The organism is Kribbella sp. NPDC026611 (assembly GCF_040638345.1).
In the GTDB taxonomy this organism is placed as follows: Bacteria; Actinomycetota; Actinomycetes; order Propionibacteriales; family Kribbellaceae; genus Kribbella.
The window spans coordinates 152,770-176,067 of sequence record NZ_JBEZYC010000011.1 but is presented as its reverse complement, the minus strand read 5'-3'; the positions used below and the strand labels follow the sequence as shown (position 1 = coordinate 176,067).

Genomic DNA, 23,298 nt, shown 5'->3' with positions numbered 1-23,298 from the left:
GCGCGCCACGCATTAACAAGCAGCAACGCGATCGCAACAGCCGCGAGCATCCTGTGATTCGGTCCTACGGCAGACTGGCACTAGAGTTACGCGGTGCTGTCGGACTGATTGCCCCGACCGCCGGAAGTGCCATCGGTCAGTGCCATCGAGCTATGACACGACGGGGTCACCGGCGGCGGGGCGTCCGCGCCCCCTCCGGCAGTCCTTTGCCCCACCCCGGAAAGCCTTGACGCCGTCGCCGCGTTCGGCGTAAGCAGCCTTCATGGACATGACTGATGGCGCGGCCGCGGCCCGGGTGCTGGCAGACCTGATGGTGGCGGACGGACCACGCCCGGAGTTCGCCGATGCCTTCAAACCCTTCGCTCCGCTGATCGGCAGCTGGGACCTCGACGTCGCCTGGTACGACGAGACCGGCGAGGTCACCCGGCAGACGAAGGGTGAGTGGCACTTCGCCTGGGCCCTCGACGGCCGGGCGGTCGCCGACGTCTGGATCACCCCGAGCCGGGCCGCCCGCGCCACCGACGGCGACGGCGAGTGGGGCCTCTCGATCCGCATCTTCGACCCGGAGCTCGACGCATTCCGCTCGACCTGGATGGGGCCGAAGGCCGCGTTCGTGATGCCGTTCGTCGCGCACGCGAGCGGCGACACCATCACGCTGGAGTCGCAGCTGCAGAAGACCCGCTGGGCCTTCACGGGGATCACACCGGCCGGCTTCCACTGGCGCAACGAGGATGAAGATGCCGACGGCAACGTCATCCTCCGGCAGACCTTCGTCGCCACCCGTCAGGCGTAGGTCGCGACGGCCGCCTGCGCAAGCTCCAGCATCCGGACCCGCAGGTCGGCCGGCTCCAGCACCTCCACGTCACCGGCGAACCCGAGCAGCACACCACAGGCCGCCTCCCGCACCCGGAAGTGCATCCGCAGGTGCGGCCACTCGTCGTCGGTGGGAACGGCGCGCGCCGGCTGCGCCCTGACCAGCATCGGGCTGGCGATCCGCCGTACCATCTCGGCTCGCTCTGGCCGGACCCTGACGAGTACGTCGACGCTCTCCGGCCGGTGCTGCTCCAGCTCGGACCGTAGCCGCTCCCACTCAGCCTGTACGTCAAGGTTGTCCGGCCGGTCCGCTGTCTCGTCGAGGACATCCGCCGCCTCGACCCGAGAGACGCGGTACATCCGGGGCGCTCCACGATGGGCCGCGATCAGGTACCACCGGCCGGCCTGCTCGACCAGGCCCCACGGGTCGACCGTCCGCTGCTGCGGGCCCTCACTGGCCGACGCGTACTGCAGTCTGACTCGGCGCCGCATGACCACGGCCTGTCGCAGTACCGGCAGTGCACCGGTGTCTTCGGCCTCTGCGAACCAGCGGCGGCGGTCGACCACGATGGCACCCGACAAGGCCTCAGCGTGGTCCTGCAGCTCCAGTGGCAGCGTCGCTGACAACTTGCCCATGGCCGTCCGCAGCGCGTCCTTCAGCCCGAGCTCCTCCGACATAGCGGCCCGACCGGACCAGGCAAACAACGCCTGTGCCTCGCGTGGTGTCAGCTCGCTCACGTCGGCTCGGTATCCCGGTAGCAAGACACAGCCACCGTTCCGCCCGCGCTCGGTGTAGACGGGTACGCCGGCTGCCGACAGCGCCTCCATGTCGCGCATCACGGTGCGCGTAGACACCTCCAGCCGCTCGGCCAGCTCGCGCGCACTGAGCCGCGGGTGCCGCTGCAACAGCAGGATGATCTGCAACAACCGGTCGGCTCGCACCTCTTCACAATATGCGACAGCAGATGTCGTATATAGCCCTTGAGAGTGGTCGGCATGAACAACTTCGAAGACCCCCGACCGATGTTCGTCCGCGCCCTCGACCAGGCCCAGCACCTGATGGCCTCGGTCGGGCCCGACGAGTACGACCTGCCCACGCCGTGCACCGAGTACGACGTCCGCACGCTGGTCGGCCACCTGCTCACCGTGATCGGCCGGATCGACCTCGCACTGTCGGGCGGCGACATCTTCAGCATCCCGACAGTGACCGAGACCGAGGACGTCGACGGTGTCTGGAAGGAACGCCGCGCCGCCCTGGAGGCGACCCTCGCCGAGGACAGCGTGCTGGAGCGGGTATGCCGAGTCCCGTGGGGCACGGTTTCCGGCGCCGTAGCGCTGAACTCCTACGCCCGCGAGCTCGCAACCCACTCCTGGGACCTCGCGAAAGCGACCGGCCGCCTGGACACGCTCGACGACGCCATCGCGACGTACCTGCTCCCGATGACCAAGCAGTACCTCCCCGCCGACCCCCGCGGCGGCCGAATCCCGTTCGCCCCGGTAGTACCTGTCCCCGACAATGCGGCGCCGTACGACCAACTGGTCGCCTGGCAGGGCCGTCAGCCCTGATCTGGAAATGTGCGGGAACTATGCGCTCCATGTGCGCGGCTGTCGTCATGCTGCTGCAACGGTCTGCAGATCCGCTGCGGCCTTGGGAAGCCGAAGGGAAACGCCATGGTGAAGTCCGTCGTCGCACTCGCCGATCGCCTCGTCACCCGCATCGTGCCAACCGTCGACTCGCACGCCGCCTGCCTGAGCTGTAGCTCCGGCTGTTTGTGGAAGTGCTGCACGCAAGGCGCGCGGGCCAGCTTCTACCGGTGCTGCATCAACGCACTGGGGAACTGCGAGTGCGTTCAGCTGTACCCGGACTGTTGAGCGACTGTCTGACGTTGTTCGCGCAGTGCCTCGCGTCCGGGGTGTTCGTCGTCTCCGCGGTGTCGAAGCTGCGCGACGTGCCGGGGTTCGGCGTCACCGTCCAACGGTTGGCGCCGATCCCGTCCCGCGTTGCCCTCGGCCTCGCCTGGACGGTCGTCCTGGCCGAGCTGCTCACCGCAGGAGTCGTCTGGTACGGCGACGGCCGGCCCGGGCTGCTCCTCGCCGGCCTGCTGTCCACCGGGCTCGCCGGCATCGCCTTTCGCGCCACAGCCCTCCCGGTCCCGGTCCCCTGCCGCTGCTTCGGCCGATCTACAGCGCCGCTGGGGGCCAGGCACGGCATACGCAACCTGGTGCTCGCCGCTCTGATGGTTGCCGGTCTGGTGACCGCGGGTGCGGACCGGCCGGTACCGCCCCTCGGCGGGATCGCGCTGGCCGTGGCGGCCGCTGCCGTCGGCGTCATCGTCACGGTGTACCTCGACGACCTGGCCGAACTGGCCCGTCCTTAGGAGTGTCCATGGAGTTCCTTGTCGCCGCAGTCGTTCTGCTGACGCTGCTGGCCTTTCTCTGCCTGTTGCTGCTGCTCGGGCTGACCAGGCGACTACGGACGCACTCGGAGCGGATCGCGGAGCTGGAGAAGCACCGGCACCTCCGCGATTCCGGTCTGGAGCTGACGATCGGCGAGTTCGAGGTTACCCGTTCCGACGACGGTGAGCCACTGACGAGAACCTGGCTCGTCGGTGCGGAGTCGCTGGTCGCCTTCGTTGCCTACGGCTGCCCGTCCTGCAAGTCCCAGCTGCCCGCTCTTCGTGCCTACGCCGAACGGGGTGAACGTGTCCTCGCGGTCGTGGCCCGGGTTCCGGGCGAGACGCCCGACCCGGCAGGCATGCACGCGGCGCTGGGCGACTCGGTCGTTCTCGCCGAGGAACCGTTCGGTGGCGCGGCACAGGTCGCCTTCCAGGTGGCGGCTTATCCGACCTTCTACCTCGTCGACGAGGAGGGCCGGGCCGTCGCAGCCGGCAGTGGTGTCCGGGAGGTTCTCGGCGCCAGGCAGCCCGAGCGAACTGCTGCCGGAGCGCGCTGAGGCCAGGTGAGGGGTCTCCGCACAGCCGGGAGCCTGCTCTGGCGCGCCCAGCCCGGCACTGCGCTGCTGATGCTGGCAGGCGCCTGCGTCCTCGGTGCGGTACCGGTCGCAGCCGCGTGGCTGACCAAGATCGTCATCGACAACCTGAACGGCGCAAACCGGGGCTCCGGCTTGTGGCCCGCGGCGTTCCTCGTCGCCGTTCTGCTGCTCGGCCAGCTCGGACAGAGCTGGCTGCGCTACGTCCAGGATCAACTCACCAACCGGATGGAGCTCACGGCCAAAGGAGATCTCTTCGCGGCGCTCAACCGGCACCACGGTCTCGAGGTGTTCGAGCAGCCAGACTTCCACGACGCACTGCAACTCGGACAGCGGGCCACCCAGCTCGCGCCGAACCAGCTCGTCCAGGTCGCCACGTCGACGATCCTGGGCATCACGTCGCTGGCTGGATTCATCGGCGTCCTGGTGGCCATCAGTCCGCCGGTCGCGGCGCTCGCGGCGGTCGCCGTCGTACCGCACCTGGTGGCCGAGCTCCGGCTGACCAGGATCCGGATCGAGATCTACCAAGGTCTCAGTCCGGCCCAGCGACGGACGTTGTTCTACGCGGGGCTCCAGTCGGAACCGCAGGCCGCCAAGGAAGTCCGGATCTTCGGACTCGGAGCGTTCTTCCACGCCCGGATGATGACCGAGCTCGAGACGATCCTGCGGTCCGAGCGCGGCTTGGCCCGACGGATACTGAGGAACCAGGTCGTCCTGGACAGCCTGTCCGCACTCATGACGGGTTTCGGCATCCTCGTCATCATCCGGTCGGCCACCGCCGGTCGGGTCGGCCCTGGCGATGTCACTGTGGTGCTTTCCGCCCTGCCGGGGCTGGCGTTGTCCGCCACCGGACTGGTCCGGCAGTTCGCACAGGGCGCCGAGGCGCTCCTGCTGGTCGGTCGCCTGCAGCAGCTCATCGAGCTTGCACCGCCGGCCTGTCTCACCGGCACCGGGGCAACACCTGCACCGCTGGACGAGGGCGTGACTGTTGACGATGTCTGGTTCCGGTACGGCGACGACCTGCCCTGGGTACTGCGCGGCGTCACGCTGCACCTTCGACCGGGCGACTCGCTCGGTCTGGTTGGGCTCAACGGCGCGGGCAAGAGCACCCTCGTCAAACTCCTCACCGGCTTGTACGAACCGACCAAGGGGCGGATCTGCTGGAACGGCGTGGACCTCCGCACGCTGGACCAGGTCGCGCTGCGGAACCGGATCGGTGTCGTCTTCCAGGACTACATGACCTATGACCTGACGGCAGCCGACAACATCGGCCTCGGCGACCTGGACCGCTTCGACGACGCCGACCGGATCGAGGACCGGGCTCGACTGGCCGGCCTCGACGGCCTGGTCCGCGGTTATCCCCACGGCTATCAGACGATGCTGAGCCGCCGGTACAGCGCCGACGACCACTCCGCGGACGGTGTGCTCCCGTCCGGCGGTCAGTGGCAGCGGTTCGCGCTGGCCAGGATGCTGATGCGCACCGACCGCGACCTGCTCATCCTCGACGAACCAAGCTCGAACCTCGACCCCGAGGCGGAGTACGAAGTGCATCAACTCGTCCACCGGCTGACCGCCGGAGCGACCCGTCTGCTCGTCTCGCACCGCCTGAACGCGGTCCGGATGGCCGACCGGATCGTCGTCCTGGCCGACGGCGTCGTGGCCGAGCAGGGCAGCCATGCCGACCTGATCAGGGCCAACAGCCGGTACGCCGAACTCTTCCACCGGCAGGCGGCGGGCTACCGGGACTAGCGGATCGGCAGCCGGCCGACGACGATCCCCACGATGGATGCCTGCGGCAACGGTCCGAAGGTGCGCGAGTCGAGGCTGTGGCCGAGCGCGTCGCCGAGCACGTAGACGTGACCGGGCGAGATCCGCGCCACCTCCTCCGCGGCCGGTCCGGGCGGTTCGGGATCACCCGGCAGGGCGGCGACCCGCTTCACCAGGAGCGCATCGCCGCCCGCGCCGGGAACGGAGTACCCCGACGGGATCCGGCAGAGCACGACGTCACCAGTCCGCAGACGGCGTAGTCCTCGGACCGCCAGCAGCCGCTCGCCGTCACGGAACGTCGGCGCCATGCTCATGCCGTGGACGTTCGTGATCACCAAGGCCTTCCGCAGGGCAACGGCTGCCGCGGCAACGACAGCGACTGCAAGCGGCAGCATCCGGCTCGTTCGCATGCCGCACCCTAGCCTGAGTCCGGGGCCGGTACCGTCGAAGTCAGGTGCCGGCGCACCTGCTCTGCCTGCGGGTCGCCCAGCTCGTCGAAGATCACCAGCGCGCGATGCAGGCAGTCTCCGGCTTGCTCAGCGATCCCGACCGCGCTGTAGATCTGTCCGAGTTCGCTGAGCGTCCGGGCCGTCCCCCAACGGTCGCCGGTCTGCTGCCGAACCTCCAGTGCCGACCGGAGATGCTCGATCGCCTGCGGCATCCGGCCCAGCTCGCGGAAGGTCGTACCAAGGTTGTGCAGTACGTACCCGACGCCCCGGAGGTCGCCTTGGGCCCGTCTGATCGCGGATGCCTCGCGGTAGCACGCCAACGCGTCGGTGAACCGTTCCTGCCGGCGGTGGGCCTCGCCGAGGTTCGTCAGTGCCAGCGCCTCTCCCCAACGGTCGCCGACCTCCCGGAAGACTTTCAGCGCACGCCGGTAGTAGTCCTCAGCAGCCGCGAGCCGGTCCAGCCGGTTGGACGCCGTACCCAGGTTGTTCAGCGTTGCCGCTTCGCCCTGCCGGTCACCGATCGACTGCCGGATCCGCAGGGCCGCGCCGTAGTACTCGAACGCCGCCTCCAGCTTCCCGGTCTGTTTGAGGGCGATGCCGAGGCTGTTCAGCATCCAGCTCTCGACCGCGACGAGCCCGGCCGCCCGCGCGCAGGTCAGACCGATCTGGTGGGTGGTGATCCAGTCCGACCAGTACCGGCGGAGCTCGAAGAACCCGAACATCGCGACCGGCAACTGCCAACCGAGGTCGTGCAGCCCCTGCTCGGCCGCGAGCGCGATTGCCGCGACCAGGTTGATCCGTTCGGTCTCGCACCAACTGAGCGCCGCCGCTCTGTCCCGGTGCCGTGGTAGCGGGAGGAGCGGGTCAGGTCGGCCCAAGGTGAAGGATCTGCGCCGGTGCGGATCAATCATCCGACCGGCCGTCTCGGCGCCATGCAGGTACCAGCCGAGCGCTCGCCGGTGGGCCTCGCGCCGTTCGTGGTCGGGATCGCCGGCCGCGCTCTGCTCGGCCGCGTACTGCCGCAGCAGGTCGTGGAACCGAAACCTTTCCGGCGACCAGCGGTCGAGCAGGCTCGCAGAGCACAGCGCGTCGAGCTGGACCTGGGCATCGCTGGTGGAGACGGCTGTCAATGCGGCAACGACCGGCACTGAGAAGTCTGCTCCTGGCAGACTGCCCGCCAGTCTGAACATGCGCTGCGCGGACGCGTCCAGCAGCCGGTAGGACTGGTCGAACGCGGTACGGACCGCCGCCGACGGATCCCCGGGGACTCGCAGACCACTCAACCCGCCCGCGGCTTCGAGGCGAGCCACCTCCGCCGCGATCGACTGGTTCGGCTCGGTCACGAGACGAGCGGCCACGATCCGTACGGCGAGCGGCAGCCCGGCACACAGCTCGGCGATCGCGGCAGCCGCAACCGGCTCCATGGACACCCGGTGGTCGTCCAGTACCTCCGCGAGTAGCGCCACCGCGCAGCCCGGGTCGAGCGGCTCGAGAACGACCGGCCGAGCGCGGTCGATGGCGACGAGACCCGCCAGCCGCTCCCGGCTGGTGGCCACGAGGAGACTGCCGGATCCGTTCGGCAGTAGCGGCCGCACCTGTTCCGCCGAACGAGCGTCATCGAGCAGGACCAGAACTCGCTTCTCCGTCGCGAGTGTCCGCCACAGCTGCAGCTGAGCAGCTGGATCGGGCGGAATCCGCTCCTCTGATGCGCCGATGCTCCGGAGCAGGACCGTCACAGCTTCGGTCGGGGCGAGCGGCTCGTCGCCGTGAAAGCCCCGGAGATCAAGGAAGATCAGGCCGTCGGGGTACTTCGTCGCGACCTGCTGCGCCCAGTGCCGCGCGAGCGCGGTCTTGCCGACGCCGGCCGGCCCACTGATCGTGATCAGGCCTGTCGAGCGGCTCAGCTCGTCGAGCCGGTTGAGCTCGACGGTTCGACCCACCAGGCCCGTCGGCGTACGTCCGGACCCCTCGACCGGAGCAGTGGGCTCCTGATCCTGGAGGACAACGGCTTGCAGCTGTCGCAGCTCCACACCCGGTTCGACTCCTAGTTCGGTGACGAGCAGCCTGCGGATGTCCTGGTAGGCGGCCAGCGCCTCGGCCCGGCGCCCGCACCTGTGCAGGGCAAGCATCAGTTGCCGGCGCAAGCCCTCACGGTACGGATAGTCGGCGACGCGCGCCCGGATCTCGGCCACCAGGTCTTGGTGCTGTCCGAGGTCCAGACGGCAGTCGATCGCACGCTCGACCATGTCCTGCCGTCGTTCGTCGATCCTGGCCAACTCCGCACGCAGCACGGGCCCGATCGCCAGTCCGGAGAGCGGATCGCCGCGCCAGAGATCCTGTGCCTGCCGGTAGCACTCGCTGGCTCGCGCCAGGTCGCCGGCGAGCGTGGCAGCTGCAGCCTGTTCGACGAGCCTGTCGAACACGATCAAGTCGAGCTCGCCGTCGAGGACGGTGACGGAGTAGCCATCGGATCCCCCGCGAAGCCGGTCCTGTCCGCCCGCACGCAGTGCCCGGCGAAGGGATGCGAGGTAGGTTCGCAGGTTGGACCTGGCCGACCGAGGTGGTCGCTCCCAGACAGCGTCGACGAACTCGTCCGCGGTCACGACCCGGCCCGCTCTCAGCAGTAACATCGCCAGCACGGCCCGCTGGCGCGCCGCGCCGATCGGCACCACCGCACCGGCATGGCGAACCTCCAGCGGGCCGAGCAAGCGAAACTGCATGGCTCATCGTCGGCCGCGAGGGGGTCTCCAGCCCTAGGCGATTCCGCCGTTCAGGGTGAGGCCGCCGTCGATGGTGATGGTCTGGCCGGTGATCCACGATGCCTCGTCGGACAGCAGGAACCACACCAGCGAGGCGACGTCCTCCGGCACACCCAGTCGCTTCATCGGGTACGTCGCGGCGACCTTGTCCTCACGCCCTTCGTAGAGGGCTCCGGCGAACTTGGTCTTGACCACGGCCGGGGCCACGGCGTTGACCCGGATCTCCGGCGCGAGCTCGACGGCGAGCTCCTGCGTGACCCGGGACAGCATCGCCTTGGTCGCGCCGTACCAGCCGATCCCCGGCGAGGGTCCGAGGCCGGCAATCGAGGAGATGTTGACGACGGCACCGCCGTGGGCGCGCATCCACGCGTCCCGGCAGGCCTTCACCCAGGCGATCGCGGCCAGCACGTTGGTGTCCACCATCTTGGCCGCGACCGTCTGGTCGACGTCGAGCAGGTTGCCGTAGATCGGGTTGATGCCGGTGTTGTTCACCAGCAGGTCCACCGACCCGTACGTCGCTACGGCTGCGGCCACTACTGCGCCGCGGTGCGAGGCGTCCGCGGCGTTGCCCGCTATGCCCAGGGCATGCTTGCGACCGCCCAGCGTGGCGACCGCTTCGTCGAGCGCCTCCTTGTTCCGACCCGTGACGATCACCTGTGCGCCGTCAGCCACCAGGCGCTGCGCCACCGCCAGCCCGATGCCGCGGGAGGCTCCGGTGACGATCGCCGTACGACCCTCCATGGTCATCAGCTGAGGCGCTCCAGAACCACGGCCATCCCCTGGCCGCCGCCGACGCACATGGTCTCCAGGCCGAACTGCTTGTCCTCGAACTGCAGCCCGTTGACGAGCGTGGTCATGATCCGCGCGCCGGTCGACCCGAACGGGTGGCCGAGCGCGATCGCGCCGCCGTGCACGTTCAGCTTGTCCTCGTCGATACCGAGCTCGCGGGCCGAACCGATCACCTGGACCGCGAAGGCCTCGTTGATCTCGACCAGGTCGATGTCGTTGATGCTCATCCCGGCCCGGGCCAGCGCCTGCTTCGACGCCTCGACCGGACCGAGGCCCATGATCTCCGGCGACAGACCGCTGACACCGGTCGACACGATTCGCGCCAGCGGGGTCAGGCCGAGCTCGCGCGCCTTGGTGTCGCTCATGATCACGACCGCGGCCGCACCGTCGTTCAGCGGGCAGCAGTTGCCGGCCGTGACCGTACCGTCGGGCCGGAACACCGGCTTCAGCTGGCTGACCTTCTCCAGCGTGGTGCCGGCGCGCGGTCCGTCGTCCTTGCTGACCACGGTCCCGTCCGGCAGCGTCACCGGCACGATCTCGCGCTCGAAGAAGCCGTTGTTGATCGCCTTCTCGGCCAGGTTCTGCGAGCGGACGCCGAACAGGTCCTGGTCCTCGCGGCTGATGCCGCGCAGCGTCGCGACGTTCTCCGCGGTCTGGCCCATCGCGATGTAGATGTCCGGGATCTGCCCGTCCAGGCGCGGGTCGTGCCAGGTCTCGTTGGTCTCGGCGTACTTCGCCGTCCGCGCGACCGCGTCGGTGAAGACCTCGTTGAACGAGCTCGGATCGCCGACCCCGGCCGAACCGAAGTTCTTGTACCGCGACACGCACTCGACGCCGGCGCTGACGAAGATGTCACCCTCGCCCGACTTGATCGCGTGGAAAGCCATCCGCGCGGTCTGCGTCGACGACGCGCAGAACCGGTTCACCGTGGTCGCCGGCGTGTTGTCCCAGCCGAGCTGGACCGCGACTCGGCGAGCCATGTTGCCGCCGTGCTCGTCGTGCGGCTCCGCACAGCCGAGCGCCAGGTCCTCGATCTGGTCGCCGGTCAGCCCGGCCTTCTCGACCGCGGCCTGGATCATCTGCACGGCGAGGTCGTCCGGCCGGATCGTGGTCAGCGACCCCTTGTTCGCGCGACCGATCGGCGAGCGGGCCGTCGACACGATGACTGCTTCAGGCACTGAGGTTCCCTTCTACAGGCCGAGGTCGCGGCCGATGAGTTCCTTCATGATCTCGTTCGAGCCGGCCCAGATCTTCGTCACCCGGGCGTCCCGCCACGCGCGGGCGACGCGGTACTCGTTCATGTACCCGTAGCCGCCGTGCAACTGCACACACGCGTCCAGTACCTCGTTCTGCACGTGCGCGCTCCACCACTTGGTCTTGGCCGCGTCCACCGCGGTCAGCCGGTCCTCGTCGTGGGCGACCACGCCGTTGTCGACGTACGCCTGGGTGACCTCGACCTTGGTGACGAGCTCGGCGATCAGGAACTTGTTGTACTGGAACGAGCCGACCGGCTGGCCGAACGCCTTGCGCTGCTTCACGTACTCGATCGTCTCGTCCAGGATCTGCGTGGCGTGCGCGATGTTCGACACCGCGGCCCCGATCCGCTCCTGGGCCAGCCGCTCCATCATGTGAATGAAGCCGCGGTTCACCTCGCCGAGCACGTTGTCGTCGCTGACGAACAGGTCCTCGAAGAAGAGCTCCGACGTACCGGACTCGGTCTGGCCGACCTTGTCGAGCTTGCGGCCGCGGGCGAAGCCCTGCATGCCCTCCTCGACGACGAACAGCGTGATGCCCTTCGCGCCACGCTCCGGGTCGGTGCGGGCGGCGACGATGACCAGGTCGGCCATGTCGCCGTTGGTGATGAAGGTCTTCGACCCGTTCAGCACCCAGCCGCCGTCGGCCTTCTTCGCGGTCGTTCTCAGCGCGGCCAGGTCCGAACCGCCCGAGGGTTCGGTCATGCCGATCGCGGCGACGTACTCACCGGAGCAGAACTTGGGCAGCCAGCGCTGCTTCTGCTCCTCGGTCCCGAGGTCGACGAAGTACGGCGCGCAGCAGTCGTAGTGGATGCCGAAGCAGCTCGAGAGCGACGCGGAGACCTTCGAGACCTCCTCGGCGAACACCTGGTTGAACCGGTAGTCGCCGACGCTCGAACCGCCGTACTCCTCCGGGACGTCGAGCCCGAGGAACCCCTGCTTGCCGGCCTCGAGCCAGGCCGCGCGGTCGATCGTCTTTTCCTCGAGGAACTGCTCCATCCGCGGCACCAGCGAGCGGTCGCAGTACTCCTTGGCACTGGCCCGAAAGGCGTGATGGTCCTCGTTGAAGATCGTGCGCTCCATCGGTGGGCCTCCCCGGGTCCATTGGTGGCACTCTCGCGTTGATCGCTGTCACTAAGCGCTTGCTTAGCTTCACGCGTTCGGTGCATGGTGTCAACGTGTCCGCAGTCACCAGTCCCCTGGTTTGGGAGCATGTCCAACCGGCCGCCGCACGCCGGCTGCTGACCGGCGCCGTCGACGCGTTCGCCGAGCGCGGCTACCAGGCCACCACCACCCGGGACATCGCCTCCCGGGCCGGCATGAGCCCGGCCGCGCTCTACGTGCACTACCCGTCCAAGGAGAACCTGCTCTTCGAGATCAGCCTCTACGGCCACAAGTCGGCACTGGAGGTACTGCGTTCCGCCGACCACGGCGCCACCCCGTCGGACCGGCTCCGCTCGCTCGTCTCCGCCTTCACCGCCTGGCACGCGGAGCACCACACCATCGCCCGAGTCGTTCAGTACGAGCTGGCCGCACTCTCCCCGGAGCACCTGGCCGAGGTGGCGACGATCCGCCGGGCCATCTCGGCCCAGATCGAACAGGTCCTCGCGGACGGGGTCACCGCCGGCGAGTTCGCCGTCAGCGACCCGCCCGGCACGACTCTCGCCGTACTCTCGCTGTCCATCGACGTGGCCCGGTGGTACACGCCGCACCGGGGTGACCCGTGGGCGCTCGGCAAGCTGTACGCCGACCTCGCGCACCGGATGGTCCAGGCATGACAAAGCCCGCATCCACGGGGATGCGGGCTCTTGTCCGGGTGCGTCAGGCCTGCAGCGCGGCCTGGACGTCGAGGTGGATGTCCACCTTGTCACCGATCAGCAGCTTGCCGCCCTCGAGCGGGACGTTGAAGTCGATGCCCCACTCCTTGCGGCTGATCGAGGTCGAGGCCTCGAAGCCGATGATGGTCTGGCCGTAGGCGTTCTGGTCCACGCCGAGGAACTCGACCGCGAGCTCGACCGGCTTGGTCACGTTCTTGATGGTCAGCTCGCCGGCCAGGACGTAGTCGTCGCCCTCGGCCTTGATCGCGGTGCTCGCGAACGTCATCTTCGGGGTGTTCTCGGCGTCGAAGAAGTCGCCGGAGCGCAGGTGCCCGTCGCGCTGCTCGCTGCGGGTGTGCACGGACGCCAGCTCGACGACGACGTTGGTGCTGGACTCCTCGATCGAGTCCTTGACGTGGATCTCGCCGCTGAAGTCCTTGAAGACGCCGCGGACCTTGGTCATCAGGTGCCGGACGGTGAAACCGATCTCGGTGTGCGCGGTGTCGAGGGTGTAGGTGCCGGCGACCAGGCCGGGGATGCTGCTGGTCGGGGTGCCGGTCGTGGTGTCGCTCATGAGGTCCTCTCGGGAAGGTGCGTACGGATGGGGGCGACGCAGCCTTGGGTCTAATAGTTAAAACTTCAACCGTTGCTACGACAGTAGGCAGTAACGGTTTAAAAGTCAACTACATTCCCGGTACACTGTTCTCGTGACGATGACGACTGAGACTCGGTGGCTGAACGCCGAGCAGCAGGTGGCGTGGCGTGCGTACCTGCTCGGGACCGCACGCCTGATGGCCAAGCTCGACGACGACCTGCGCCGGTTCGGTCTCGGTATCAACGACTACGAGATCCTGGTCCGGCTGTCCGAGGCCCCCGACCGACGACTCCGGATGGCCGACCTGGCCGACCGGTTGCACCAGAGCCGGTCCCGCCTGACCCACACCGTCGGCCGCCTCGAGGCTGCCGAGCTGGTGCGCCGTACGTCGTGCACCAGCGACAAGCGCGGCGTCTGGGCCGAGCTCACCGACGCCGGCTTCGCGCTGCTCGAGCAGGCGGCGCCGTACCACGTGGAGGGTGTCCGGGAGAACCTGGTCGACCTCGCCACCCCCGAGGACTTCGCCGCGGTCGGCCGTGTCTTCGACTCCGTCGCGGAGCACATCGGCCAGCGCTGACGCCTTCCGTTGATCGCCGGCCCGTCCTGGCGGGCCGGCTGATCAGTGCGCGGCCGGGGTGATCTCGAGCGCGAGCTCGTCCCGGTCGGCGCCACGGTAGGCCATCATCTTGTCGCGCATCCGCCGCTTGACCGGGGGCAGGTGGTTGATCGTGCGCATCGCCGTCCGCATGCCGGCCAGGGCCACGCGGCCGACCACCGGCTTGTGGACCGGGTCGTCGGACGTCATCTGCGCCCGCGACTTGAGCACCGCGTCGAAGCCGTACTCGATCATCTTCGCCTCGTACTCGTGCACGGCCGGGACCAGCTCCTTGCGGCCGTCGCGGACCTCGATGAGCTCGCGGCACAGGTTCACCGCGTCGCGCAACGCGGTGTTCGCGCCGACGCCACGGCCCGGCGTCATGGTGTGGATCGCGTCACCGATCAGCGTGACGTTCGAGGACTCCCACGGGTCGAGCGGGACCGAGGTCCAGATGTTCACCGGGAAGCAGGTGCCCGGATCGGTCAGCTCGAACAGGCGGCGCAGGTTCGGGCTCCAGTCCGGCGTCACGTTCAGCGCGACGTCGATCAGCTCCTGACCACGCAGCTCCATGATGTTCGCCGGGAACTTGTCCCTGGTCGCCGACAGGCCCCAGTTCATGTAGTCACGGGTGTTGTCGAACTGCAGGCCCGGCCAGTGCCGGATCAGGTCCTCGGTGTTGCCGCCGATACCGTGCTTCACGTTCCCGTCGCGGTCCCACTGGAACTCCATCACGTGCAGGATGCAGGCGAACCCGCGCGGTGCGGTGACGATCGAGATGCCCTCGAACACCTTCGGCGAGACCAGCTTCGCGCTCTCCTCGGTGATCGGCAGCTTCCCGGCGATCGCGACGATCCCGGTCTCCTCGGTCCTGGCCTGCGGCAGGTACTGACGCCGTACCCGCGAGCCCGAACCGTCGGCGGCCACCAGCAGGTCACCGGTCGCGCTCGACCCGTCGGCGAAGTACGCAGTCACCTGGTCACCCTGCTGCTCGAACCGCGTGAACTCCTTTCCGAACTCGACCACGTCGTCGAGGCCGGTCAGCAGCACCTGCCGCAGCGTCATCCGGCTGATCGACTTCTCGCTCTCGACCGGGTCCGTCGACGCCTCGATCTCCATCGACAGCACCTCCTTGAGGTCCTCGGTCAGCATGTTGAAGTACTTCGGGTCGCGCGCCTTGGTTGCGACGAACGTGTCGTAGAGGTCCTTCGGCAGCAACGCGTGCAGCGCCCGGCTGCCGTCCGGGTCGATCCCGACCCGGTAGCCGTGCAGCCCGTCGGTCCGCAGCGCGTCCCGCTCGAACACGGTGACACCGATCCCGGCCCGCTTCAGGCCGTGCGCGAGCGCCAGCCCGCCGGTCCCACCACCGATCACCAGTACCTTCATTTCTCTCATCCCTTCAAGTATCTCGTTGATCCGAGTATCTTGGAAATCCGAGATAAATGCAAGCCCTATGCTGAGGCGGACCATGACCAGTACTCGTGAAGAGCTCACCGGCGAGATCCAGCAGCGGATGATCCGCTTCATCGCCGAGGTGGTGCTGTACAACCACGCCGTGTCCGCCAAGGTCGGTCTGGGCGCGAGCGACTCGCAGTTCATGACGCTCCTCCAGGCGTACGGCCCGCTGACGCCGCGGCAGCTTTCCGAGCGCACCGGCCTGACCTCGGGGACGGTCACCGGCGTGATCGACCGGCTCGAGTCGCACGGCTTCGTCACCCGCCGGCCCGACGCCAGCGATCGCCGCAAGGTCGTCATCACGCCGTCGTTCGAGGCGATCCAGGAGACGTTCGTGCCGCTGTACGCCGAGCAGGCCGAGCGGATGCAGGGGGTCCTGGCGTCGCGCAGCGACGACGAGCTGCGGACGATCCTGGCGTTCCTCACCGACTCGGTCGCTGAAGCCCAGGGCTAAACCGTTTGAGGGCGCCGGGGGTGTTGAGGAAGCTGCTGCGGTGACATCACCTCAGGACGGCCGGGCAGGCATCGACGCAGAGCTGGTACGGCGGCTGGTGGCGCAGCAGTTCCCGCAATGGGCCGACCTGCCGGTGACGCCGGTGAAGGTCGACGGCTGGGACAACCGCACGTACCGCCTGGGCAGCGGCCTCACCGCCCGCCTCCCCACCGCCGAGTCCTACGTCGCCGCGATCGACAAGGAACACACCTGGCTTCCGGTCCTGGCACCGCACCTGCCGGTCGAGATCCCGACCGCCGTGGCCAAGGGAGCGCCGGGCTTCGGTTATCCACATCCCTGGGCCATCCGGCGCTGGATCTCCGGCGAAACAGCTTCGTACGACACGGTGGGCGATCTGGATGATTTCGCCCGGTCGATCGCAGCTTTCATCCTCGCTCTGCAGTCCGTGGACACTGCTGGCGGGCCGCTCGCCGGCGCCCACAGCTTCTACCGTGGCGCTTCCCTCCAGCACTACCACGACGAAACCGTCGAAGCGCTGACGATGTTGAAGGGCCGGACGGACACCGACCTGGCCGCTGAGGTGTGGGCAGCCGCACTCGCGTCGCCGTACGACGGCCCGCCCGTCTGGTTCCACGGCGACATCGCCCACGGCAACCTACTGGTCCAGGACGGCAAGCTGTCCGCGGTCATCGACTTCGGCACCTCCGGCGTCGGCGACCCAGCCTGCGACCTGGTGATCGCCTACACATTCTTCACCGGCTCATCCCGCACAACCTTCCGCTCCGCCGTCACCCAAGACGCCGCCATGTGGTCCCGAGCCCGCGCCTGGACCCTCTGGAAGGCCCTCATCACCGAGGACTTCCGCGTCATCGACACGGTCCTCGACGACTTCAAACAAACGCACTAACCCCTTCATACTCCCCCACAGGCGCCACGCCGACGGTCTCGTACTCGAGCAACGCGAGACCGCTCGGCGTCACCTCATGCTGCGTCAACTTGAGCCCAACCGCATCGACCGGATGCTCGAACAACCGCCGCCCGCTGCCAACCACAGTCGGCGCAACCACCAGCCGCACGACGTCCACCAGGCCGGCCTCGAGCAGGCTGCGGCCCAGCCGCGCACTCCCCTGCACCTGCAACTCCCGACCCGGCCGTCGCTTCAGCTCTTCAACACCTTCCAGGGTCATCAGCACGGTCGTCGGCTCCCAATCACCTTCGTCCAGCGTCGTGCTCACGACGTACTTCGGCAGCGAGTTCATCAACCCCGTGAACGGATCACCGGGGTCCGTGATCCGCGGCCAGTCCCGCGCAAACGCCTCGTACGTCTGCCGCCCGAACAGCAGTCCATCGGCCAGCCGCAGCCCCTCGACCGCCCGCCGTACGAACATCTCGTCGATGTACGGCACCAGCCAGCCTCCCCGCGTGAAGCCGCCGCTCGTGTCCTCGGTCGCCGACCCCGGCCCTTGGCTCACCCCGTCGAGCGTCACGAACTGCGTGAGTACCAGCTTCACAGCTCCCCCTCCGCGACCGCGGCCAACTGCTTGGTGACCGATCCCCAGCCGTCCGCGAACCCCATCTCCTCGTGCCGCGCGCGCTGCACCGCACTCCCGTGTCGCACCACGATTCGGTAGTCCGTCCCCTCGGGATGATCGGCAAACACCACCTCCGCCGTCATCACGAACGGTTCAGGTTCCACCGGCCGCCAACTGCTGTTGATCGCATTCGTCCACACCAACCGCTCCAGCTCCTCCACCAGCAAGAAGCTCGCATCCAGGTGCGGCTCAAAGGTCTGGCCGTCCTCACTCATCCACGTCACAATCCCGCCCCCGGCCCGCACCTCCAGCCGCTCGACCCGACAGACAGTCGGCGCCGGCACCCACCACCGCGCAAACTTGCCCGGCTCGGTCCACGCCGCCCAGACCCGCTCCCTGGGCGCCCGGATCACCCGCTCCACCCGCAGGTCCAGCTCCGGATCGAACTCGCTCACGACTCCTCCTCCACGACGAACTGCTCCAACCGATCGGTGCGGCCTTCCCAGATCCGACGCTGCTCGGCAAGCCAGCCGTCGACCAGCTCGAGCCGCTCGCGGTTCAGCACGCAGGTACGGACCCGCCCGGTCTTGACCGTGCGGATCAGCCCATTCGACTCGAGCGTCCGGACATGCTTCATGAACGACGGCAGCGTGATCGGGAACTCGGCCGCGAGGTCGCCGACACTCGTCGGGCCGTGGCCGAGCCGCCGGATCACCCGGCGCCGAGTGGGATCGGCCAGTGCGACGAACACACCGTCGATCTCCTGATGGTTAGCCATGAGGCTAAGTATTGCCTGACCCGATACTTAGCGCAAGGGCTAACTGTCAGGAACGACGAAGGGCCCCAAGCGTGCTTGGGGCCCTTCGGTGGCGCGGTAGGTCAGTCGCGGGTGAGCTTGCGGTGCGTGACCCGGTGCGGGCGGGCCGCCTCCGGGCCGAGCCGCTCGACCTTGTTCGCCTCGTACGACGCGAAGTTGCCCTCGAACCAGAACCACTTCGCCTCGTCCTCGTCCGTACCCTCCCAGGCCAGGATGTGCGTCGCCACCCGGTCCAGGAACCACCGGTCGTGGGACACGACCACGGCACAGCCGGGGAACTCGAGCAGCGCGTCCTCGAGCGACTGCAGGGTCTCGACGTCCAGGTCGTTGGTTGGCTCGTCGAGGAGCAGCAGGTTGCCGCCCATCTTCAGTGTCAGCGCCAGGTTCAGCCGGTTCCGCTCGCCGCCGGACAGCACGCCGGTCGGCTTCTGCTGGTCCGGTCCCTTGAACCCGAACGAGGCGACGTACGCCCGGCTCGGCATCTCGAAGTTCGCGACCTTGATGAAGTCGAGCCCGTCCGACACCTGCTCCCAGACCGTCTTCTTCGGGTCCAGGCCGCCGCGGGACTGGTCGACGTACGAGATCTTGACCGTCTCGCCGAGCTTGAGCGAACCCGCGTCGGGCTGCTCCTCGCCGACGATCATCCGGAACAGGGTCGACTTGCCGACGCCGTTCGGACCGACGATGCCGACGATGCCGGCCCGCGGCAGCGAGAAGCTCAGACCGTCGATCAGCGTGCGGTCACCGAAGCCCTTGACCAGCTTGTTGACCTCGAGGACCGTGCTGCCCAGCCGCGGACCCGGCGGGATGTTGATCTCGTCGATGTCCAGCTTGCGGTTGCGCTCGGCCTCGGCGGCGAGCTCCTCGTACCGCGCGAGACGCGACTTGCTCTTGGTCTGCCGGGCCTTCGCGTTCGACCGAACCCACTCGAGCTCGCGCTCCAGGATCTTCTGCCGCTTCGCATCCTTCTGACCCTCGACGACGAGCCGCGCCTTCTTGGTCTCGAGGTACTTCGAGTAGTTCCCCTCGTAGCCGTACGTGCGGCCGCGGTCGAGCTCGAGGATCCACTCGGCGACGTTGTCCAGGAAGTACCGGTCGTGGGTGATCGCCATGACGGCGCCCGGGTACTTCTGCAGGTGCTGCTCCAGCCACAGCACGGACTCGGCGTCCAGGTGGTTGGTGGGCTCGTCGAGCAGCAACAGGTCGGGCTGCTGCAGCAGCAGCTTGCAGAGCGCGACCCGACGCCGCTCACCTCCGGAGAGCTTGTCGACGAGCGCCTCCGGCGGCGGGCAACGCAGCGCGTCCATCGCCTGCTCCAGCTGCGCGTCGATGTCCCATGCGTTGCGGTGGTCGAGCTCGGTCTGCAGGTCGCCCATCTCGGTCAGCAGGGTGTCGTAGTCCGCGTCCGGGTCGGCCAGCTCGGCGGAGATCTCGTTGAAGCGGTCCAGCTTCTGCTTGGTGTCGCCGACCCCTTCCTGCACGTTCTCCAGCACTGTCTTGCCCTCGGTCAACGGCGGCTCCTGCAGCAGGATCCCCACCGTCGCGCCCTCGGCCAGCCGCGCCTCACCGTTGGAGGGCTGGTCGAGCCCCGCCATGATCTTGAACAGCGAGGACTTACCGGTGCCGTTGGGCCCGACCACGCCGATCTTCGCGCCGAGCAGGAAGTTCAACGTGACGTTGTCGAGAACGACCTTGTCACCATGCGCCTTCCGCACGTTACGAAGCGTGTAGATGAATTCCGCCATACGTAGAGCCTATGTGCTTTCTCCACAGCCACGAACTCGGGCGTCCACCGCACCCACGATCCGTGCATCTTCTCTGTCGACAACCCACGCCCCACCGAACGGAAGGCGACGAAGATGAGCCTCGGAGATACCTACCTCACAGTCCTGGGATGGGTCGGCAGCGATCCCGATTTCAAGGAGCTTCGTCAGACCCCGCAGACCTCCTTCAGACTCGGCTCGACCCCGCGTCAGTTCGACAAGACTCTGGGCAAGTACCTCGACAAGCCGACCACCTGGTTCACGGTCCAGTGCTGGCGAAGCCTGGCCCAGAACGCCTTCGAGTCCATCCGCATCGGCCAGCCCGTCATCGTGACCGGCCGGCTGAGAACCCACGAATGGACCGATGACGCCGGCGAGCAGCACAGCCGAGTCATCCTCGAAGCCTTCTCCCTCGGCCACGACCTCAGCCGCGGCACGACGACGTTCACCAAGCACGCACCCCGCACCGAATCCTTCCCCTTCACGCCGGCCGAAGCCGCGCCGGCCGAGGTAACCGCAGCCCCCTTCCCCACCGAGGAATACCCGGTCACACCACTCCCCCTGTCCGCGGAGGCCGCATGACTACCTCAGTGTTGACTTATATAAGCGCGGCCCGGCATTCTGTTCACGACCAGAGTCCACCAGGAGAGGGAACCACCCGTGATCGACCTGCTCGAGCACATCAACGCGGTCCAGCGCGAGGTCAGCAGAACCGGCGAGACCGTGTCGGTCGTGATGCGCCGCTCGTACACCGCCACCCCGGAAGAGCTCTGGGATGCGCTCACAACCCCGGAGCGGATGCGGCGCTGGCTCATGCCGGTGACCGGCAACCTCGAGGTCGGCGGCACCTTCGAACTGGAGGGCAACGCCGGCGGCGAGATCCTGGAATGCGAACCACCCAAGCGGTTCCGCGTCACCTTCGGCGGCCCGACCAGCCTCCTGGAGATCCGGCTGACTCCCGGCTCGGGTACGTCGACGGACCTCGAGCTCGAGCACTCGATGAGCGAAGCCCCCGCCCCGGGCGGCGCCGGCGCGCTCTGGGTCGGCCCCGGCTGGGACGGCGCTCTCCTCGGCCTCGCGCTCTACGTCAACGGCGAGCTCCCAGCCGACGCCGACCCGAGGGAGATGGCCAACTCCCCGGAAGTCGTCAAGTACAACGAACAGTGCGTCCGAACCTGGATCGAAACCGTCCGAGCCTCGGGCACCACCTCAGAAGGCGACCTACTCTCCGCCGCCAAGCTCTCCATGGCCCAGTTCGCCCCCGACGCCGAGCTGTAACCCACAGTCCATCCGGATCAGCTCGCATCAAGCCGCTCGACGAGCGTTTCGTCGAGCTCGAGGTCGAGAGCGCCCAGGCACTCCTCGAGCTGACGAACCGAGCTGACCCCCAGAATCGGCAGCACCGGTGGATCGCCCCGCAGGAGCCAGGCGAGGACGACCTGATTGGGCGTCGCACCGAGCTCCCGCGCCACCTCGCCGAGCACTCCGAGCCGGCGCCGGTTCTCCTCGGTGGCGTACTGCTCAGGCACCGGGCGGTCCGCCCGGCTGTACGCGCCGGACAGCAGCACGGAGTACCCGAGCAAGGTCAGCTCTGGCTCGGTGCGCACCAGGTCCAGCAACTCCTCACTCGCCGGCGGGTTGGCGCCGAAGTCCGACCCGGGTCTCGGCCGGAGATAGGTATGCCGTTGCTGTACGCAACTGAAGCCAGGCACCCCGCCAGCCTTGGCAACCTCGCGCGCCGTGGCGATCCGCCAGGCCGCGTGGTTGCTGCATCCGGCGATCCGGACCGTTCCCCGCTCGATCAGTGCACCGAAACCGGCCACCGTGTCCGCCAACGGCGTACGACGATCCTCGATATGCGCGTAGTAGACGTCGAGGTAGTCGGTGCCCAGCCGGCGCATGCTCGCCACAGCCTGCGCCTCGATCACCTTGCTGGACAGCCCTTCCGCGGACTCCGGCCAGGACGCACCCGGCGGATCGGGCAAGGCTCCGACCTTCGTGGCCAGGACAACCTGATCACGAGTACGCCGCGACGCGAGCCAGCGCCCCAGGAGCTGCTCGCTCTCGGCTCCCGTCCCACCCGGCACCCAGAACGAGTAGGTGTTGGCAGTGTCGATGAACGTCCCGCCTGCCTCGACGAAGCGGTCGAGGATCGCGAACGCACGGTCTTCGTCGATCGTCGTCCCGAAGTACATCGTGCCGAGGCACAACGAGCTGACGTCGAGACCGGCACCGCCGTCCGCAAGAGTCACCTGCTCCATCTCAGACCTCCCCCTTCATCAGGCAATCGGTTCGGTCGCTCTCGGCAGGATCCAGCCTGAAGACCGCGACACTGTCGACCCAGCGCTCGATCTCGTCGACCGAGGCTCCCTCCTCAAAGGGCAGCAACGGATCGTGGTACCCGCTCTGCGGCAGGTACGTCGCCAACGCAACCGCCGCCTCACGTCCCACCACGAGCACCGGCACCCGCTCGGAGTCGGCGCCGCCCGGACCGTCCCGTTCGATCCGGCATCGCCGCGCCGCCAGCAAGTTGCGCACCCAGTCCCGCTCCCGCGTCGCCGAACAGACATAGAGGTGTCCGTTGATCCGAGTGACATTGACCCCGAACGGCCGTGGCTCACCGGTTACCCGCCCCACGACCTCGATGACCCGAGCCACCGGCCGCCCGTCGCGGTACGGCGACACCGGGCTCTCCCGTAGTCCATCGATCGCCGCGAGCGCCACCAATCGCTGGCTGGCCACCTCGTCCATCTACCCACCACCGCCAAACGGTCCGCTGGTCCACTTAACCCCCGCTACGATACGGTCCAGCGGTCCACTTAGGCAAGGAGATCGTTTCCGAGGAGGAGCCAGATGGCAGAGCGCGCAGACGCGGCACGTAATCGCGTCACCATCCTCGCCGTGGCGGAAGAGCTCTACCAACGGCACGAGCCAGGGAGCATCACACTCGCGCGGATCGCGGAGACGGCCGGAGTGGGCAAGGCGACCGTGCTGCGCCGGTTCGGCGACCTCAACGGACTCGTCGAAGCCGTGCTGGCCCCGAAGGTTGCGGCGTTACGGGACGCTCTTCGCACCGGAGCGCCCCCGCTCGGCCCCGGCGGGACGCCCGCGGCCCAGTTGCACGCCTACCTCGACGCATTGTTCGACTTCGTTCTCGACAACCGCGTTCTCATCCGCGCGCTGGAGAACCGCCGCCCGCACGCCTACTACGCGAACTCGGCCAGTCAGTTCTGGATCGACGAACTGGATCGACGCCTGCGCGCAGTGCATCCGGCGAGCGACAGCAAGTACCTCGCTTACGTCGTCTTCACCGCGCTGCGGGCCGACGTCGTCGAGTACCTCAACGCCGAACAGCACCTACCCATCGACCGAATCCGCGCCGGCCTCCACAACCTGGCCGCCCTCGACCCCGGTAGCCCGAGCAGCTCACCAGCCGGCTGAGCCGACGCGG

Annotated in this window: 27 protein-coding genes; 13 read left to right on the top strand and 14 right to left on the bottom strand. The window is 68.2% G+C overall.

Annotated features, from left to right (window positions below):
- The first annotated feature begins 262 nt into the window (after window positions 1-262).
- A complete protein-coding gene (locus AB0E69_RS35540; protein WP_360156692.1) occupies window positions 263-793 on the top strand; it encodes a hypothetical protein in 531 nt (176 codons plus the stop codon).
- Here AB0E69_RS35540 and AB0E69_RS35535 read toward each other — a convergent pair.
- Window positions 784-1,755: a WYL domain-containing protein gene (locus AB0E69_RS35535; protein ID WP_360156689.1), complete on the bottom strand. Its 972-nt coding sequence runs from the start codon at window positions 1,753-1,755 to the stop codon at window positions 784-786. The two genes, AB0E69_RS35540 and AB0E69_RS35535, sit on opposite strands and share 10 nt — an antisense overlap.
- A 54-nt stretch (window positions 1,756-1,809) precedes the next feature.
- Here AB0E69_RS35535 and AB0E69_RS35530 point away from each other — a divergent pair, with 54 nt between their 5' ends.
- From AB0E69_RS35530 to AB0E69_RS35510, 5 genes are all read left to right on the top strand, one after another.
- Window positions 1,810-2,379: a TIGR03086 family metal-binding protein gene (locus tag AB0E69_RS35530; protein WP_360156686.1), complete on the top strand. Its 570-nt coding sequence runs from the start codon at window positions 1,810-1,812 to the stop codon at window positions 2,377-2,379.
- A gap of 105 nt (window positions 2,380-2,484) precedes the next feature.
- Window positions 2,485-2,685 carry a hypothetical protein gene (locus AB0E69_RS35525; protein WP_360156683.1) on the top strand — a complete coding sequence of 67 codons (201 nt, stop codon included), beginning with the start codon at window positions 2,485-2,487 and terminating at the stop codon, window positions 2,683-2,685.
- Complete coding sequence (locus AB0E69_RS35520; RefSeq protein ID WP_360156680.1) at window positions 2,682-3,191, top strand: MauE/DoxX family redox-associated membrane protein; 510 nt, start codon at window positions 2,682-2,684, stop codon at window positions 3,189-3,191. Before AB0E69_RS35525 ends, AB0E69_RS35520 begins: the two co-directional genes overlap by 4 nt.
- An 8-nt stretch (window positions 3,192-3,199) precedes the next feature.
- Window positions 3,200-3,766 carry a hypothetical protein gene (locus AB0E69_RS35515; protein WP_360156677.1) on the top strand — a complete coding sequence of 189 codons (567 nt, stop codon included), beginning with the start codon at window positions 3,200-3,202 and terminating at the stop codon, window positions 3,764-3,766.
- 6 nt (window positions 3,767-3,772) lie between these two features.
- Window positions 3,773-5,551: an ABC transporter ATP-binding protein gene (locus tag AB0E69_RS35510; protein ID WP_360156674.1), complete on the top strand. Its 1,779-nt coding sequence runs from the start codon at window positions 3,773-3,775 to the stop codon at window positions 5,549-5,551.
- On the opposite strand, the gene AB0E69_RS35505 is transcribed toward AB0E69_RS35510, so the two are convergent.
- Genes AB0E69_RS35505 through AB0E69_RS35485 form a run of 5 tightly spaced genes read right to left on the bottom strand, consistent with a single transcriptional unit; the run spans window position 5,548 to window position 11,902 of the window.
- Window positions 5,548-5,979 carry a S26 family signal peptidase gene (locus AB0E69_RS35505; RefSeq protein ID WP_360156671.1) on the bottom strand — a complete coding sequence of 144 codons (432 nt, stop codon included), beginning with the start codon at window positions 5,977-5,979 and terminating at the stop codon, window positions 5,548-5,550. The genes AB0E69_RS35510 and AB0E69_RS35505 overlap by 4 nt on opposite strands.
- Window positions 5,980-5,987: 8 nt before the next feature.
- A complete protein-coding gene (locus AB0E69_RS35500) occupies window positions 5,988-8,738 on the bottom strand; it encodes a BTAD domain-containing putative transcriptional regulator (RefSeq protein ID WP_360156668.1) in 2,751 nt (916 codons plus the stop codon).
- 33 nt (window positions 8,739-8,771) lie between these two features.
- Window positions 8,772-9,524: an SDR family oxidoreductase gene (locus tag AB0E69_RS35495; protein WP_360156665.1), complete on the bottom strand. Its 753-nt coding sequence runs from the start codon at window positions 9,522-9,524 to the stop codon at window positions 8,772-8,774.
- Complete coding sequence (locus AB0E69_RS35490) at window positions 9,524-10,744, bottom strand: acetyl-CoA C-acetyltransferase (RefSeq protein ID WP_360156662.1); 1,221 nt, start codon at window positions 10,742-10,744, stop codon at window positions 9,524-9,526. The genes AB0E69_RS35495 and AB0E69_RS35490 overlap by 1 nt, the downstream gene beginning before the upstream one ends.
- A 12-nt stretch (window positions 10,745-10,756) precedes the next feature.
- Complete coding sequence (locus tag AB0E69_RS35485; RefSeq protein ID WP_360156659.1) at window positions 10,757-11,902, bottom strand: acyl-CoA dehydrogenase family protein; 1,146 nt, start codon at window positions 11,900-11,902, stop codon at window positions 10,757-10,759.
- Window positions 11,903-11,997: 95 nt separating this feature from the next.
- On the opposite strand from AB0E69_RS35485, the gene AB0E69_RS35480 reads away from it, so the two are divergent.
- Window positions 11,998-12,597 (top strand): TetR/AcrR family transcriptional regulator, encoded by a 600-nt coding sequence (locus tag AB0E69_RS35480; protein WP_360156656.1) that lies wholly within the window; start codon window positions 11,998-12,000, stop codon window positions 12,595-12,597.
- A 43-nt stretch (window positions 12,598-12,640) separates the two neighbouring features.
- Here AB0E69_RS35480 and AB0E69_RS35475 read toward each other — a convergent pair whose 3' ends face one another.
- Window positions 12,641-13,210: a YceI family protein gene (locus tag AB0E69_RS35475; protein ID WP_360156653.1), complete on the bottom strand. Its 570-nt coding sequence runs from the start codon at window positions 13,208-13,210 to the stop codon at window positions 12,641-12,643.
- A 139-nt stretch (window positions 13,211-13,349) separates the two neighbouring features.
- Between AB0E69_RS35475 and AB0E69_RS35470 the strand changes: the two genes are divergently transcribed.
- Window positions 13,350-13,808 (top strand): MarR family transcriptional regulator, encoded by a 459-nt coding sequence (locus AB0E69_RS35470; protein ID WP_360156978.1) that lies wholly within the window; start codon window positions 13,350-13,352, stop codon window positions 13,806-13,808.
- Between the two features lie 42 nt (window positions 13,809-13,850).
- Here the strand turns inward: AB0E69_RS35470 and AB0E69_RS35465 are convergent, their stop codons facing one another.
- Window positions 13,851-15,221, bottom strand: a complete 1,371-nt coding sequence (locus tag AB0E69_RS35465) for an NAD(P)/FAD-dependent oxidoreductase (protein ID WP_360156650.1) — start codon at window positions 15,219-15,221, stop codon at window positions 13,851-13,853.
- Between the two features lie 73 nt (window positions 15,222-15,294).
- Here AB0E69_RS35465 and AB0E69_RS35460 point away from each other — a divergent pair, with 73 nt between their 5' ends.
- Both AB0E69_RS35460 and AB0E69_RS35455 read left to right on the top strand, forming a co-directional pair.
- Window positions 15,295-15,735: a MarR family transcriptional regulator gene (locus AB0E69_RS35460; RefSeq protein ID WP_360156647.1), complete on the top strand. Its 441-nt coding sequence runs from the start codon at window positions 15,295-15,297 to the stop codon at window positions 15,733-15,735.
- 40 nt (window positions 15,736-15,775) lie between these two features.
- Entirely contained in the window at window positions 15,776-16,642 is an 867-nt protein-coding gene (locus AB0E69_RS35455) for an aminoglycoside phosphotransferase family protein (protein WP_360156644.1), read from the top strand.
- Here AB0E69_RS35455 and AB0E69_RS35450 read toward each other — a convergent pair.
- From AB0E69_RS35450 to ettA, 4 genes are all read right to left on the bottom strand, one after another.
- Window positions 16,626-17,246 (bottom strand): dihydrofolate reductase family protein, encoded by a 621-nt coding sequence (locus AB0E69_RS35450; protein WP_360156641.1) that lies wholly within the window; start codon window positions 17,244-17,246, stop codon window positions 16,626-16,628. The two genes, AB0E69_RS35455 and AB0E69_RS35450, sit on opposite strands and share 17 nt — an antisense overlap.
- The gene (locus tag AB0E69_RS35445; protein WP_360156638.1) at window positions 17,243-17,722 is read right to left on the bottom strand and encodes an SRPBCC domain-containing protein; all 480 of its coding nucleotides are present in this window, start codon (window positions 17,720-17,722) and stop codon (window positions 17,243-17,245) included. The genes AB0E69_RS35450 and AB0E69_RS35445 overlap by 4 nt, the downstream gene beginning before the upstream one ends.
- Window positions 17,719-18,045, bottom strand: a complete 327-nt coding sequence (locus AB0E69_RS35440) for a metalloregulator ArsR/SmtB family transcription factor (RefSeq protein WP_360156635.1) — start codon at window positions 18,043-18,045, stop codon at window positions 17,719-17,721. Before AB0E69_RS35440 ends, AB0E69_RS35445 begins: the two co-directional genes overlap by 4 nt.
- A gap of 101 nt (window positions 18,046-18,146) precedes the next feature.
- Complete coding sequence (ettA, locus tag AB0E69_RS35435) at window positions 18,147-19,829, bottom strand: energy-dependent translational throttle protein EttA (RefSeq protein WP_360156632.1); 1,683 nt, start codon at window positions 19,827-19,829, stop codon at window positions 18,147-18,149.
- 114 nt (window positions 19,830-19,943) lie between these two features.
- On the opposite strand from ettA, the gene AB0E69_RS35430 reads away from it, so the two are divergent.
- Window positions 19,944-20,429 carry a single-stranded DNA-binding protein gene (locus tag AB0E69_RS35430; protein WP_360156629.1) on the top strand — a complete coding sequence of 162 codons (486 nt, stop codon included), beginning with the start codon at window positions 19,944-19,946 and terminating at the stop codon, window positions 20,427-20,429.
- A 78-nt stretch (window positions 20,430-20,507) separates the two neighbouring features.
- Complete coding sequence (locus AB0E69_RS35425) at window positions 20,508-21,125, top strand: SRPBCC family protein (RefSeq protein ID WP_360156626.1); 618 nt, start codon at window positions 20,508-20,510, stop codon at window positions 21,123-21,125.
- A gap of 17 nt (window positions 21,126-21,142) precedes the next feature.
- Here the strand turns inward: AB0E69_RS35425 and AB0E69_RS35420 are convergent, their stop codons facing one another.
- Both AB0E69_RS35420 and AB0E69_RS35415 read right to left on the bottom strand, forming a co-directional pair.
- Window positions 21,143-22,108, bottom strand: a complete 966-nt coding sequence (locus AB0E69_RS35420) for an aldo/keto reductase (RefSeq protein ID WP_360156623.1) — start codon at window positions 22,106-22,108, stop codon at window positions 21,143-21,145.
- 1 nt (window position 22,109) lies between these two features.
- A complete protein-coding gene (locus tag AB0E69_RS35415; RefSeq protein WP_360156620.1) occupies window positions 22,110-22,598 on the bottom strand; it encodes a hypothetical protein in 489 nt (162 codons plus the stop codon).
- 102 nt (window positions 22,599-22,700) lie between these two features.
- Here AB0E69_RS35415 and AB0E69_RS35410 point away from each other — a divergent pair, with 102 nt between their 5' ends.
- Complete coding sequence (locus AB0E69_RS35410; protein ID WP_360156617.1) at window positions 22,701-23,288, top strand: TetR/AcrR family transcriptional regulator; 588 nt, start codon at window positions 22,701-22,703, stop codon at window positions 23,286-23,288.
- Window positions 23,289-23,298 lie beyond the last annotated feature (10 nt).